At 70.9% G+C, this 13704-nt stretch carries 12 protein-coding genes; 8 read left to right on the plus strand and 4 right to left on the minus strand.

Going from position 1 to position 13704, the window contains the following annotated elements; translation table 11 throughout:
- Window positions 1–15: 15 nt before the first annotated feature.
- The gene (locus ON30_RS36135) at window positions 16–1089 is read left to right on the plus strand and encodes an MBL fold metallo-hydrolase (protein ID WP_051029372.1); all 1074 of its coding nucleotides are present in this window, start codon (window positions 16–18) and stop codon (window positions 1087–1089) included.
- Between the two features lie 57 nt (window positions 1090–1146).
- Window positions 1147–3444 (plus strand): copper-translocating P-type ATPase, encoded by a 2298-nt coding sequence (locus ON30_RS15045; protein ID WP_083911412.1) that lies wholly within the window; start codon window positions 1147–1149, stop codon window positions 3442–3444.
- On the opposite strand, the gene ON30_RS15050 is transcribed toward ON30_RS15045, so the two are convergent.
- Entirely contained in the window at window positions 3407–4081 is a 675-nt protein-coding gene (locus ON30_RS15050; RefSeq protein WP_040707671.1) for a GAP family protein, read from the minus strand. The two genes, ON30_RS15045 and ON30_RS15050, sit on opposite strands and share 38 nt — an antisense overlap.
- A gap of 31 nt (window positions 4082–4112) precedes the next feature.
- A complete protein-coding gene (ligD, locus tag ON30_RS15055; RefSeq protein ID WP_040707672.1) occupies window positions 4113–5063 on the minus strand; it encodes a non-homologous end-joining DNA ligase in 951 nt (316 codons plus the stop codon).
- Between the two features lie 185 nt (window positions 5064–5248).
- Here ligD and ON30_RS15060 point away from each other — a divergent pair, with 185 nt between their 5' ends.
- The 4 genes from ON30_RS15060 (at window position 5249) to ON30_RS15075 (ending at window position 8255) form a co-directional block, all read left to right on the plus strand.
- On the plus strand, window positions 5249–5656 hold the full coding sequence (locus ON30_RS15060; protein ID WP_040707673.1) for a YciI family protein: 408 nt from the start codon (window positions 5249–5251) through the stop codon (window positions 5654–5656).
- A complete protein-coding gene (locus tag ON30_RS15065) occupies window positions 5653–6798 on the plus strand; it encodes an RNA polymerase sigma factor (RefSeq protein WP_040707674.1) in 1146 nt (381 codons plus the stop codon). Before ON30_RS15060 ends, ON30_RS15065 begins: the two co-directional genes overlap by 4 nt.
- Window positions 6799–6844: 46 nt before the next feature.
- Window positions 6845–7552: a dienelactone hydrolase family protein gene (locus ON30_RS15070; RefSeq protein ID WP_040707675.1), complete on the plus strand. Its 708-nt coding sequence runs from the start codon at window positions 6845–6847 to the stop codon at window positions 7550–7552.
- A 160-nt stretch (window positions 7553–7712) separates the two neighbouring features.
- Window positions 7713–8255, plus strand: coding sequence for a TetR/AcrR family transcriptional regulator (locus ON30_RS15075; RefSeq protein ID WP_040707676.1), 543 nt, complete (start codon window positions 7713–7715; stop codon window positions 8253–8255).
- Between the two features lie 4 nt (window positions 8256–8259).
- Here the strand turns inward: ON30_RS15075 and ON30_RS15080 are convergent, their stop codons facing one another.
- Entirely contained in the window at window positions 8260–10113 is a 1854-nt protein-coding gene (locus tag ON30_RS15080) for a Na+/H+ antiporter (protein ID WP_040707677.1), read from the minus strand.
- A gap of 156 nt (window positions 10114–10269) precedes the next feature.
- Between ON30_RS15080 and ON30_RS15085 the strand changes: the two genes are divergently transcribed.
- Both ON30_RS15085 and ON30_RS15090 read left to right on the plus strand, forming a co-directional pair.
- Complete coding sequence (locus ON30_RS15085; RefSeq protein WP_040707678.1) at window positions 10270–10452, plus strand: YegP family protein; 183 nt, start codon at window positions 10270–10272, stop codon at window positions 10450–10452.
- Between the two features lie 100 nt (window positions 10453–10552).
- The gene (locus ON30_RS15090; protein WP_083911413.1) at window positions 10553–11347 is read left to right on the plus strand and encodes an oxygenase MpaB family protein; all 795 of its coding nucleotides are present in this window, start codon (window positions 10553–10555) and stop codon (window positions 11345–11347) included.
- A gap of 127 nt (window positions 11348–11474) precedes the next feature.
- On the opposite strand, the gene ON30_RS15095 is transcribed toward ON30_RS15090, so the two are convergent.
- Window positions 11475–13646, minus strand: a complete 2172-nt coding sequence (locus ON30_RS15095) for a molybdopterin oxidoreductase family protein (protein ID WP_040707679.1) — start codon at window positions 13644–13646, stop codon at window positions 11475–11477.
- Window positions 13647–13704: the final 58 nt, after the last annotated feature.

Genomic DNA, 13704 nt, shown 5'->3' on the forward strand with positions numbered 1-13704 from the left:
TGATCTGGTGCAAGGATGTGTGAGCTGAGTGTCCGCGGTCTGGCCGGCCGTTTTCCCGGCGTGGTCCTGCCCGCGGTGCCGCCGCTGCGGCCCGCCGGGGAGCCGGGGTCGGAGTCGACGATCCGGGCCCGGCGGCGCTTCCTCGGCAGCGATGTGGTGGATGCCGACACCGGCGCGGTGCGCGCCGACCGGGTGGCGCTGTCCTGGGTGGGCTGCGCGACCTACGTGCTGGCGATCGGCGGCGTCGTCGTGCTGCTCGACGCGTGGGTGCCGCGGCTGATGAGTTCCGGCTACGTTCCGGCGTCGCCGCAGGACCTCGCGGATCTGCGGCCCGCCGCGATCCTGATCGGGCACGGCCACTTCGACCACGCGGGCGACGCGGGACGGATCGCCGAGGCGAGCGGCGCGGTGGTGTACGGCACCGCCGAGCACTGCGCGGCCATCCGCGCCCAGGTTCTCGCACCGAGCTTTCCCACCGTCGCCCTCGGTGACGCCGCCACGCCGCCGGGGCACAGTCACGAGTTCACCGTGGGCCCGGTCGCGGTGACGGCGATCCGGCATCTGCATTCCGCGCCGACCGCGCCCGATCGCGACGACCCGGCGCGGCCGTTCTTCCCGAGGCCGCGCCTCGCGCCGATCCTGCGTCATCCGCCGACGCGCGCCGACTTGGCCGAGACGGTGCCGCGCCTGCGCGACGCGGAGGGCGGCGTACTGCTCTATCAAGTGCGCGTGCCGGGTTTCTCGCTGGTGTGGCACGACTCCTCGGGCCCGCTGACCGAACGCGCGCCGCAGGTGCTCGAGACCTTGGCCGCGCTGCCCGGCACGGATCTGCACATCGGCGCGGTCCAGGGCTACAACCAGATCACCAACGGTCTGCGCGACCCGCGCCGCTACATCGAGGCCCTCGCCCCCGCCCTGTTCGTCCCGACCCATCACGACAACTGGCTTCCCGGCCTCACCGCCCCGGCCGCCACCTACGATCGCGCGCTGCACGCGGAGGTGGCGCGTGTCGGTTCCGCGCCGCGAGTGCGCACACTGCACGACCGCATCGATTACGTCCGTCCGGAGCGTCTCACCTTCCGACTCTGACCGCGCCCATGACGGGAATCTCTCGCCACCGAACCGACTTATACCCATGGGGGGTATATGGTCGAGGCAGGTGACGCGGCCCTCGCGCCGTCGCCACCTCCGGCGAAGGAGGAACCCATGGATCACCGGGGCACAGGCCACCGCCACGATTCGGCGCGCGTATCCGACGGCGACACGACCCGCGAAGCCGACGACGCTCACGGCCTCGACCGCGAATCGATCGCGGATCACGGACCGGCCGGGCTTCCACCGCCGCTCGGTCCCGACGGACCCGGCGATCGTGCCGCGCGCGAGGGGCACGGCGACGACGGGCACGGGACCGGGCACGATCACCACGGCCACGACGGGATGTCGATGCGGGCCATGGCGGCCGATATGCGCGACCGGTTCCTGGTCGCCGCGGTGTTCTCCGTGCTGGTGATGGCGTGGTCCCCGATGGCCACGGACATGCTCGGCCTGCATCCGGCGGTGCCGTTCCGGTTGCGCGAAGACGTGTGGGCGCTGCTGTTGAGCCTGCCGGTGGTGTTCTATTCCTCGGCGATCTTCTTCACCGGGGCGGTGGCGGCGCTGCGGGCGCGGACCCTGGACATGATGGTGCTGGTCGCGGTGGCGATCGGCGCGGGGTGGCTGTATTCGCTGGCGATCACGGTGACCGGCGGCGGCGAGGTGTTCTACGAGGCGTCGACGATGTTGGCGACGTTCGTGCTGTTGGGGCACTGGTTCGAGATGCGGGCTCGGGGCGGGGCCAACGACGCGATCGGTTCGCTGCTGGACCTCGCGCCGCCGCGGGCGGAGGTGCTGCGCGACGGTGTGCCGGTGGAGGTGCCGACGACCGAGGTGGTCGTGGGGGATCTGCTGCTGGTGCGGCCCGGCGCGAAGATCGCGGTGGACGGTGTGGTCGAGCGGGGCGAGAGCGCCGTGGACGAGTCGATGGTGACCGGGGAGAGTCTGCCGGTGCGCAAAGCGCCGGGATCGACGGTGATCGGGGCCTCGCTCAACACCGACGGCGCGTTGCGGGTGCGGGCGACGGCGGTCGGGTCCGACACCGCGCTGTCGCGGATCGTGGATCTGGTGCGGCAGGCGCAGAGTTCGCGGGCCCCCGGTCAGCGGTTGGCCGACCGTGCCGCGTTCTGGTTGGTCCTGGTCGCGTTGGTCGGCGGCGGGCTGACGTTGGCGGTGTGGCTGCTGGCGGGTGCGTCGTTCGCGACGGCGATGCTGTTCGCCATCACGGTGGTCGTCATCACCTGCCCGGACGCGCTGGGGTTGGCGACGCCGACCGCGATCATGGTGGGCACCGGTCTGGGCGCCAAGCGCGGCGTGCTGTTCAAGAACGCGCTCGCCCTGGAGACCGCGGCGCGCGTCGAGGTCGTGGTGTTCGACAAGACCGGCACGCTGACCAAGGGCGAACCGGAGGTCACCGACGTCCGCGCGACGGGGGACGCGACGCGCGCCTTGGCGTTGGCGGCGGCGGTGGAGCGCGAGTCCGAGCATCCGCTGGCGGGGGCGGTGGTCCGGCACGCGCAGGCGTCCGGGGTGCAGAACCTGTCCGCGACGCGTTTCGAGAACGTCCCCGGACACGGCGCCCTCGGCGAGGTGGACGGGCATCGGGTGGTGGTCGGCAATCGACGCCTGTTCGAGCGGGAGGGCATCGATCTCGGCGGATTGGCCGCGGACCGCGAGGAACTGGCGGCGACGGGACACACCGCGGTGCTGGTCGCGGTGGATGGCGCGGCGGCCGCGGTCCTCGCGCTGGCCGACGCGCCGCGCGAGACCTCCGCCGCCGCGGTCGCGGCCCTGCACGAGATGGGCGTGGACGTGGTGATGCTGACCGGCGACAACCGGGCCACCGCCGAACGCATCGGGGCCGATCTGGGCATCGACACGGTGATCGCCGAGGTGCTCCCAGGAGACAAGGCCGATCGGATCGCGGCGTTGCAACGCGACGGTCGCCGTGTCGCGATGGTCGGCGACGGCGTCAACGACGCGCCCGCGTTGGCCCGCGCGGATCTGGGCATCGCGATCGGCGCGGGCACGGACGTGGCGATCGAGACCGCGGATCTGGTGCTGATGCGCTCGGATCCCCTCGATGTCCCGACGGCGTTGCGGATCGGACGCGGCACCTTGCGCAAGATGCGCCAGAACCTCGCGTGGGCGGTCGGCTACAACACCGTCGCGCTGCCGGTGGCGGCCGGTGTCCTGGTGCCCGCCTTCGGTTTCACGCTGCGACCGGAGATCGCGGCGATGGCGATGTCGGGGTCGAGTGTGATCGTGGCGTTGAACGCGGTGGCCCTGCGCCGGTTGCCGCTGCCCGACGCCGTCACCACAACGACCGGGCGTGCCGCACGGCGTCGATGACGAGCGCGAGGCCGAACAGTCCGAACAGGATGCGGATCGACAAGGGCCCGACGCGGACGAAGACCCGCACGATCGTGCGATAGACCCGTCGTGCTCTGGGCGTGCGCCGCACCGACAGCGTCAGGACCAGCAGCGGCGGGATCAGCGCCAGCGCGCAGTAGGCGAGGATGATCAGCGGCCACATGGTCGGTCGGTGTGCCGAGAGCATCGCGAGCGCGGCCAGATACGGGACGGCGGTCGGGGCCTGCGCGAGTCCGATGGCGATGCCGAGCAGTCCCAGCGCCCACGGTTTGCGGCGTACGTCGGCGGCCCAGGCGGGCGGTTCGCCCGCCGCGCGCACGGGCAGGCACGCGAACCCGAGCAGGCCCAGACCGATGAGCAGTTCGCCCCAGTAGCGCTGGGTCGGGGTGAGGCGGAAGTCGATCAGATCGGTCAGGAAGGTCAGCCCGAGCACGGTGCACAGGCCGAAGGTGGTGGTGACCAGGAAGACGCCGCCGAGGAAGCTCAGTCCGCCGGGCAGCGGGGACCGGCGACCCAGCCTGCTGTCGGTGACCACCGCCGTCGTGATTCCCACCAGCAGGACATCGAGCGAGTCGAGAAAGGCGAAGCCGGCCAACGCGATCAACAGTGTCACCACCGTGGTCAGCGTAGGGGGACCGGTCGTGCGTTCAGGTCCGCGGTTCCCGGACCACGTCGTCGGCCGCCTTGTCGGGGCGCAGGCCGCGCCAGGACGGGTGGCGCAGTCGGCCGTCACCGGTCCATTCGGCGAAGGACACCTCGCCGACCAGGCGCGGTTCGACCCACACCGCGTCCGCGACGTCGGCGGCGACCGCGGGGTCGTCGCGGCGCAGCGGTCGCAGGGCGGCGGCGAGGTCGTCGAGCATCCGTCGGGTGAATCCGGTGCCGACGTTGCCGATGTAGGTGAGCTCGCCGCGCCGGTCGTGCACGGCCATCAGCAGCGAACCGATGCGCCCTTCCCGGCGGCCCGCGCCCGGTCGCCAGCCGACGATGACCACTTCCTGGTCGCGCACGTTCTTGACCTTGGTCCACAGCGGACTGCGGCGGCCGGGCAGGTACGGGCTGTCGAGGCGTTTGCAGAGGATGCCCTCGAGCCCTAGTTTCGCGGATTCGGCCAGGACGCGTTCGCCGCTGCCGGTGAGGCGGGGCGGGACGCGCCAGTGCGGACCGTGCGGGTCGAGTTGTTCGAGCAGTCGCCGCCGTCGCGCGTAGGGGAGGTCGATCAGCGACCGGTCGCCGATGTGCAGCAGGTCGAAGATCAGGTAGGTGGCGGGGACCGTGGCCGTCAGGGTGCGGATGAGGCCGGGGTGGCGTTGGTGCATGCGCGGTTGCAGGGCCTCGAAGGAGGTGCGCCCGTCGGGACGGAAGGTGACGATCTCGCCGTCGAGGACGAAGGGCGGGTCGGCGGGCGCCAGATCGGCGAGTTCGGGCCAAGCGGCGGTGATGTCCTTGTCGTTGCGCGATATCAGTCGCAGGTCGGCGCCGACGTAGGCCAGGGCGCGGATGCCGTCGAATTTGACCTCGTAACTCCACCGGTCGTCGTCGTGGGGAAGGGGGCCGGCGGCGGCCGACATCGGTGCGTAGCGGGGCAGCCCCGTCACCCTCGCCTCGTCGCCATCGCCGGTCCTCTCGGAACATGTACGCCGATCGCATCAAAGGTACCGTTCGGTCTGTTTTGTGGGTGGGAAACAGATCCGGAATTCGCGCGCCGCGGATGTCGATAACGTCGGATCGGCTCCGTCCCAGGGGTGAGAACACGACAGCCGTCCGAACAGAGGAGAACCCGATGGCCAAGTACCTGCTGCTCAAGCACTACCGCGGCGCGCCCGCTTCGGTGAACGACGTGCCGATGGACCGGTGGACCCCGGAGGAGGTCACCGCGCACGTGCAGTACATGCAGGATTTCGCCGCCAGGCTCGAGGCCACCGGCGAGTACGTCGACGGGCAGGCGTTGTCCCCGCAGGGCGCTTTCGTCCGCTCCGACGGCGCGGGCCGCCCGCCGGTCACCGACGGTCCGTTCGCGGAGACCAAGGATCTGATCGCGGGATGGATGGTGATCGACGTCGACACCTACGAGCGCGCGCTCGAGTTGGCGGCCGAATTGTCCGACGCGCCCGGCGCGGGCGGCGTGCCGATCCAGGAATGGCTCGAGGTGCGCCCGTTCCTCACCGCGGCGCACACCGTCACCGAGTGAACGAATCGCTGCTGCGCGACCTCGTGCCCGCCGTGATCGGCGTCCTGGTCCGGCGCGGCGTCGAGTTCGCCGCCGCCGAGGACGCCGTGCAGGAGGCCCTGATCCGCGCGCTGGGCAGTTGGCCCCACGATCCGCCGCGGGACCCGAAGGGGTGGCTGGTGGCGGCGGCCTGGCGCAAGTTCCTCGACGACGCGCGGTCCGAGACCGCGCGTCGCGGGCGGGAACTCGCCGTGCGGGCCGAACCGCCGCCCGGTTCGGCCCCGGCCGTGGACGACTCGCTGTGGCTGTATTTCCTGTGCGCGCACCCGGCGCTGTCGCCGAGTTCGGCCGTCGCGCTGACCTTGCGCGCCGTGGGCGGTCTGACGACCCGCCAGATCGCCTCGGCCTACCTGGTGCCCGAAGCGACGATGGCGCAGCGGATCAGCCGCGCCAAGAAACGCCTCGCCGGAGTGTCGCTGGACCGGCCCGGCGATCCGGCGACGGTGCTGCGCGTGCTCTACCTGGTGTTCAACGAAGGCTACGGCGGTGACCTGGACCTGGCCGCGGAGGCGATCCGCCTGACCCGTCAGTTGGCCGCCGCCACCGACGAACCGGAGGCGGCGGGCCTGCTGGCGCTGATGCTGCTGCACCACGCCCGGCGCGCGTCACGACGCGGACCGGGCGGTCGCCTGATCCCGCTGGCCGAACAGGATCGTTTCCGCTGGGACACCGCCCTGATCGCCGAGGGCGTGACGATCCTGCAAGCGGCGCTGGCCCGCGACCGGTTGGGCGAATACCAGGCCCAGGCCGCGATCGCCGCCCTGCACGCGGACGCGCCGCGCGCCGAGGAGACCGACTGGGTGCAGATCGTGGAGTGGTACGACGAACTGCTGGCCCTGACCGACAGCCCGGTGGTGCGACTCAACCGGGCGGTGGCGGTGGGCGAGGCCGACGGCGCCCGCGCGGGGTTGGCGGCGCTCGGCGACGTCGATCCGGACCTGCCCAGGTACACCGCGGCCCGCGCCTACCTGACCGAGCGCGCGGGCGATCTCGCCGCGGCCGCGGACCTGTACGCCGCGGCGGCGCGCGCGGCGACCAGCGCGCCCGAACGCGACCACCTCACCCGCGAGGCCGCGCGGGTGCGTCGGGCGTCGGGATCGTGAGCGCGGTGCTGTACACCGCCGCGGCGTGGGCATAGATTCGGTGGTTGTGCAGAGCATCGAGTTCGGCGCGCCCGACGGCCCCTTGTCGGCGATCCAGGGGCGTCCCACCGGCGCGGGCCCGTGGCCGGGCGTGGTGGTCGTCCACGACGCCGTCGGCCCCAGCGTCGATCTCGGCAACCACGTCGAGATGCTGGCCGACTACGGCTATCTGACCGTCGCGCCGAATCTGTTCTCGCGCGGGCGCGTTCGGTGTCTGACCGCGATCATGCGGGCGTTGCTGCTCACCGGGGAGGGCGCACCGGTGCGTGACGTGCTGGCCGCGCGTGAGCACCTGCTCGCCGATCCGGACTGCAACGGGCGCACCGCCGTCGTCGGTTTCTGCATGGGCGGCGGTTTCGCGCTGCTGGTGGCGCCGCGCGGATTCGACGTCTCCGCCCCGTTCTATCCCAGCCTGCGCGGCGACTACGGCGCGCTGCTGGCGGGCGCGTGCCCGATCGTGGCCAGCTACGGCGCGCTCGACCCGGTGCTGATCGGCGCGGGGACGCGTCTGGAGAAGGCGCTGACCGACAACACCGTGCCCCACGACATCCGCACCTATCCCGGTGTGACGCACGGATTCGCCAACGTCCTGCCCGGCGACCGACTGCTGCGGGTGACGGGACTCGGTCACGACGAGGCGGCCACCCGCGACGCGTGGGCGCGGATCTTCGCCTTCTTCGACACCCACCTGACCGGTCCGGACGGGGACGGCTGAACCCCGGCGGGGTTGCCCACGGGCACTGTATATTTCGTGCGGTAACGGATACCGGGCGACTCGCGGACCGACGGCGGCGATCCCGTGCGGTCGCCCGATCCGCGCGCGGGCATGGGGTACTGTTCTGTGCTCTGCCCGCACCGACAGAAATGGCGCCCGAATGTCACGAGTGGTCACCAAGGAGCAGTACTTCGAAACCGCGCTGGCGGTGCTGGCCGAACTCGGCTTCAAGGGTCTCAACATCGGTGCGCTGTGCCGCAGGCTCGGCGTCACCAGCGGTTCGTTCTACCACCATTTCGGCAGCTGGCAGAGTTTCGTGGACGCGCTGCTCGAGCACTGGGAGAACCGGCAGGTCGTGATCCTGCGGACGCTGAGTTTCAACCAGGGCAACCCCGACGACGATGTGCGCGCCATGTCGGATCTGGCCGCGGGCCTGCACCATCGCGCCGAGGCCGCCATCCGGGCGTGGGCGGGCAACGACGAATCGGTGAACCTCGCCCTCAAACGCGTGGACGAGTCGCGCAGGCGCACGGTGCACAAGGTGATCCGGGGCGTGGTCGCCGACGAGGCCGCCGCCGCGGAGATCACCGCGCTCGGGATGGCGATGCTGATCGGCTACCAGCAGATCGGCGACGAGGACGTGTCGTTGAACAGACTGCTGTCCCAGTTCGCCCGGCTCATCTACTCCCACACCCGCGCCTGAACGCTCAGCCCAGCAGGTCGTCGACGTAGCACCACCGCCACGCCTCGCCGGGTTCGACGCTGCGCATCACCGGGTGCGCGGTGCCCTGGAAGTGTTTGGTCGCGTGATTGCCGGGTGAGGAATCGCAGCACGCGATGTGTCCGCAGGACAGGCACATCCGCAGGTGCACCCAGGTCAACCCCTCGGCGACGCATTCGGCGCACAGATCGGGTTCCTCGGGTTCGCGCACCAGCGGGGCCGCGCGCAGATGGGCGCAGTCGGTGGCCGCCGAGGGCGCGGCCAGGGTTTCGGGTCCGTCGACCTCGGCCTCCTCGAACCGATCGATCATCGATTCCTCGAGATCCAGGCGGGCCAGCACCGATTGCAGGATCTCGTAGTCCAGCGTCCCCGAATCCCGTACGCGCAGCACGGTTTCGCGTTCGGCCCGCAGCATCGCCAGGCGCAGCCTGCGGTATTCGGCGGTGGGGGTGACCTGTTCGGATTCCGGGCGGCCCAGCCGTTCCCAGGCTGCGTTGGTCTGCCAGGTGACCCGGTCGCGCAGGGAGTCGGCCACCGCGCGCGGCGTCTCGGGGGTGAGGCGCTTGTCGAGTTCGGCCAGACCGGCGTTGACCGCCTGCTGCAACAGGTTGGCCTTCTGCAAGGCGTCCTCGGCCCGGCTCGGTCCGCGCAGGCGCAGCGCGCGCACCAGCCACGCCAGGGTCGGCCCCTGCAACAGCAGCGTCCCGGCGACCACGACCAGCGCGAGGAGTTTGAGCACTGGAAGTTGGGGTGTGTCCTGGGGAAGCAGCAGCACCGCGGCTAGGGTGACCACCCCGCGCATGCCGGCCCAGGACACCACCGCCGATTCCCGCGCGGACAGCGCGCCCGCGGTGGACCCGCGCGAGAGCAGCACCGAGGGGAAGATCCACAGCGGGCGCACCAGCATCACGGTGACCAGTACCGCCAGCGCGGTGACGACGAGGGTGGTGCGGTCGAGTCCGCTGTGCCAGGCCCCTTCCAGGATCGCGCGGACCTGTAGGCCGATGATCAGGAACACCGAGGATTCCAGGATGAACACGATGGTGCGCCAGTTGGTGCGCTCGGCGGTCCGCGAGGCCGCGCTCTGCCAGACGGGGGCGCCGTGGCCGAGGATGATGCCGCAGGTGACCACCGCGATCACGCCCGAGGCGCCGATCTCCTCGGCGGGCAGGTAGGCCACGAACGGGGCGAGGAAGGACAGGGTGGTGTCCAGGACGGGGTCGGTGATGCGCCTGCGCAGCATCGCGAGCACGGCGGCCACCAGCATCCCGACCAGCGCGCCGCCGCCCGCGGCGACCAGGAAGTCCAGTCCGGCCCGCCACAGTTCGTAGGTGCCCGCCGAGGCGGCGATGGCGGTGCGCAGGGTGACCAGCGCGGTGGCGTCGTTGCACAGCGATTCGCCTTCGAGCACGGTGACGATGCGGCGCGGCATGCCGATGCGGCGCGCGACCGCTGTGGCGGCGACGGCGTCGGGTGGGGCGACCACCGCGCCGAGGGCGACGGCCACCGCGAACGGCACCGGCAGCAGCCACCACACGACCGCGGCCACGGCGAAGGTGCTGAACAGCACCAGCCCCACCGACAGCAGCGCGATGGCGCGCATGTTGACCCGGAAGTCGACCAAGGAGGTGCGCAGCGCGGCGGTGTAGAGCAGCGGCGGCAGCAGGCCCAGTAGCACCACTTCCGGTTCGAGGTGCACCTCGGGCACATAGGGCAGATAGGACGCGCCGATTCCGGCGAGGGTCAGCACCAGCGGTTCGGAGACGCCGAACCGCCGTGCCGCGGCGGCCAGTGCCGTCGCGGCGGCCACCAGGACAACCAGCTCGATCGCTATGTGCACCGCTGGGATTCTTCCAGAGCCCACCGGGTTCCCGTACCGTCCGGTCGGCACTTCGGGCCTGCCCGAACTCGATTCGGCGTGTGTCGGTCCGCAACCGCGCCCGCGCGCTCTACCCTGCACACATAGCCGTTCCGCACTACCGGAGGTGGGTCCGCGATGGCAGCGAGGTTCGAGATCGAGAGGGACGAGCAGGGTGCGTTCCGATTCCTGTTCCGCACGGCCGACGGGCAATTGCTCGCCACGGGCCAGACCTGTTCGACCAAGTCCGACTGCAAGTACGGTATCGAGGCGTTGATGAAGAACGCACCGGTGGCCGAGATCGTCGACCACACCCGGTGAGTTCGTCGGATCGGCCTTGCCCCGGATGACGCACGATGAGAAGATGATTGAATAATCTTCTCATTGACGCTACGGCGTCCGGACTCGACGGGGAGCCGAGATGACCGACCAGGTCCACGCGCCGACCGCGGACACCCCCCGCCCGCGCAAGCCGCCCAAGGCCGTCCCGACCTTGCCGCGCGACGCGCTGCTGCGCCGCTACGTCGGCGACCGGCGGTTCGCGCTGACCCTGCCCCGGGCGGTCGCGTTGCAGATCCTGCACCCCGTCATCGGCGCGGCCCTGGCGACCCACACCCGAACCCGCCTGTGGGAGCACAAGCGACGCGCGGTGTCGAGCATGATCACCATCGCCTACTCCGACCGCGACCTGCGCACCGTCATCCGCTTCGGGCACGAACACGTCAAAGGCCGCGACGATACCGGAACCCGCTACCACGCGCTGCGCCCCGACGTGTTCTTCTTCCAGCACGCCACCTACGTCGACTCGCTGGTCACCGCGATCAACACCTTCGCCCGTCCGCTGACACCGGACGAACACGAGCAGCTCTACGCCGAATGCCGGATCTGGTATGCCCGATACGGCGTCTCGGCCCGCCACGAACCGGCGACCTGGTCGGAGTTCACCGACTACTTCGCCGACGCCTGCGCCACCCTGCTGCGCCGCAACAGCGCGAGCTACCAACTCAAGGCCCAGGTGCTCGCCCCCGACGCCTGGATTCCGGCGCGCCTGCCGCCCTACGCCGTGCGCGCGCTGCTCACCGACCGGGCCAGGGAACTGCTCGACGTGGAGTTGCGGCCGGGCGACAAGGCCGCGCTACGCCGGTACGCCGCGACCGTCCGCGCGAGTTCGGCCTTGGCGCCGCGTCGGATCCGGTACCTACCGCAGGCCCGCTGAGTCGCGAGCCGGGCTGCGCGGTGCCCACGGGGAACCGAGCCCGTACTCCGAGTGCGCTCGATCGCCGGTGCCGAACGTGGTATCGGTGCCCGCCCGCCGCCCCGATGTCGCGGCGGCGGGCCGGAACTCACACCGTGGCCGAGGCCGCCGCGGAGACCGTCACCCACGTGCTGTTGACCGCGGCGTTGCCGGAGAAGGTGTCCACCAGCGTCGGATCGTGCAGCAGGTTGACGTTCGCGCCGGGTTGGGCGGCCGCCACCTTCCAGCCCACACCGGGCTCGTCGTGCCCCCACCCGTGCGGAATCGCCACGGTGCCGCGGCGGATCTCGTCGCTGACCTCGACAGGTACCACGATCGAACCGTTCTTCGACGACACCGTCACCGGGTCGCCGTCGGTCAGGCCGCGATCGGTCGCGTCGTCGGGATGCATCAGCGCGGTGCAGCGCGGGCGGCCCTTCACCATCGACGGCAGATTGTGCAGCCACGAGTTGTTGCTGCGCAGATGGCGTCGCCCGATGAGCCGCAGATCGAATCCGTCGGCCGGGTCGGTGGTGGCCATGCCGCGTCGCGCGTCCTCGATCAGGTCGCGCGCCGCGGTGAGGAAATCCTTCGGCGCCAGTCGGACCTTGCGATCCTTGGTGCCGATCACCGAGCGCAGCCGCGGCCGCAGCGGACCCAGATCGATGCCGCCGGTGGTCTTGCGCAGTTTGCGGACCGTGACCCCGGACGGCCCACGCCGCAGGACGCCGTAGGGCCCGACGGCGATGCCCAGCGCCGAGAGCCGCAGCGGACTCATCCGATCCAGCACCGCGATCACACCCCGCGCGGTGAGACGGCGCAGCGGCAGCGGCAGCACCTCGGCCACCAACCGGGCCATGATCTCCCAGTCCTCGAGCCCGTCGGCGGGCGGCTCGAAGACACGATTGCTGAAGCGCAGGTTGTTGCGCACGCTGAACATCGGCATGAGGATGTCGAGATCCTCGCGTTCGAGCGGGGAGACCGGCGGGAGGATGATGTTCGCGTGCCGGGTGGTCTCGGTGATGTACATGTCCACCGCGACGTAGAACTCCAGTGAGTCCAGCGCGGCGGACAGGCGTCCGCGCTGCGGCGTGGACAGCACCGGGTTGCCCGCGTAGGTGACCATCGCGCGGATCTTGGTGTCGCCGTCGCCGAGGATCTGATCGGCCAGCGCGCCCACCGGGAGTTCGTCGCGGAAGGATTTGAACGTGCCCGTCCCGTCGGTGTAGTCGCCCGCGGTGACCGGCAGGTACTTGCCCATCGCGGTCGCGTCCAGGGCCGCGGTGGCGAACATCTGCCCGCCGGGGCTGTCCAGATTGCCCGTGACGGCGTTGAGGGTGTTGATCAGCCAGTGGGTCAACGTGCCCGTGACGGTCTGGCACACTCCGATTCGCCCGTAGATCACCGCGGACGGCGCGGCGGCGTGCTCGCGGGCGAGCCTACGGATGGTCTCGGCGTCCACCCCGGCGTGCGGCGCGGCCTGATCGGGACCGAAATCGGCGACCAGCGCGCGCAGCTCGCCCCAGCCGTTGCACTGCTCGGCGATGCGCCCCTCGTCGCACAACTCCTCGGTGACCAGCACGTGCAGCATGGCCAGCAGCAGGTAAGGGTCGCCGCCGGGGGCGATGGCGACGTGTTCGTCGGCCAGGCGCGCGGTCTCGGTGCGGCGCGGATCGACGACGACGACCTTGCCGCCGCGCTCGCGGATGTCCTTGATACGTCCCTTGGCCCCGGGCATCGTGGTCACCGAACCGTTGGACACCGCCGGATTCGCGCCCAGGATCATCATCCGGTGGGTGCGGTCGATGTCGGCGACCGGCATGAGGACGTTGGCCCCGAACATCCGCCAGGCCACGTATTCCTGCGGAAACTGGTCGATCGAGGAGGCGGAGAAGAAGTTCTTGGTCATCAGGACCGTGCGGAGCATGCCGCCGAACAGCACCGAGGAACTGTGCGCCGCCGGGTTTCCGAGATACATCCCGACCGCGTGATTGCCGTGGCGGGCGCGCACCCGGCGCAGGGCGACGCCGATCTCACGCAGTGCCTCCTCCCAGCCGATCGGCTCGAAGCGGTCGCCGACGCGGCGCACGGGAGTGCGCAATCGGTCGGGGTCGTGGTGCAGGCCGCCCATCGCGGTCGCCTTGGGGCAGATGTAGCCCTTGGACAGCACGTCGTCGGGATTGCCCTCGATGCGGGTCACCTGATCGCCGTCGACGCTGACCAGAATTCCACAGTGCGCCTCGCACAGCGTGCACTGACGCGCAATAGTCGTGGCAGCCATAAGTTATTGCCTCTTCATGCGGAGTCGATAGGGACAGGCTACCCCGACGCACTGTCCC

The organism is Nocardia takedensis NBRC 100417 (assembly GCF_000308695.1).
In the GTDB taxonomy this organism is placed as follows: domain Bacteria; phylum Actinomycetota; class Actinomycetes; order Mycobacteriales; family Mycobacteriaceae; genus Nocardia; species Nocardia takedensis.

Excerpts from the sequence above, each read along its gene's own strand:
- ON30_RS15075 (WP_040707676.1), top strand. The coding sequence starts at position 7,713 with ATGTCACGAGTGGTCACCAAGGAGCAGTACTTCGAAACCGCGCTGGCG.
- ON30_RS15045 (WP_083911412.1), top strand. The coding sequence starts at position 1,147 with ATGGTCGAGGCAGGTGACGCGGCCCTCGCGCCGTCGCCACCTCCGGCG.
- ON30_RS15095 (WP_040707679.1), bottom strand. The coding sequence starts at position 13,646 with ATGGCTGCCACGACTATTGCGCGTCAGTGCACGCTGTGCGAGGCGCAC.
- ON30_RS15060 (WP_040707673.1), top strand. The coding sequence starts at position 5,249 with ATGGCCAAGTACCTGCTGCTCAAGCACTACCGCGGCGCGCCCGCTTCG.
- ON30_RS15090 (WP_083911413.1), top strand. The coding sequence starts at position 10,553 with ATGACCGACCAGGTCCACGCGCCGACCGCGGACACCCCCCGCCCGCGC.
- ON30_RS15085 (WP_040707678.1), top strand. The coding sequence starts at position 10,270 with ATGGCAGCGAGGTTCGAGATCGAGAGGGACGAGCAGGGTGCGTTCCGA.
- ON30_RS36135 (WP_051029372.1), top strand. The coding sequence starts at position 16 with ATGTGTGAGCTGAGTGTCCGCGGTCTGGCCGGCCGTTTTCCCGGCGTG.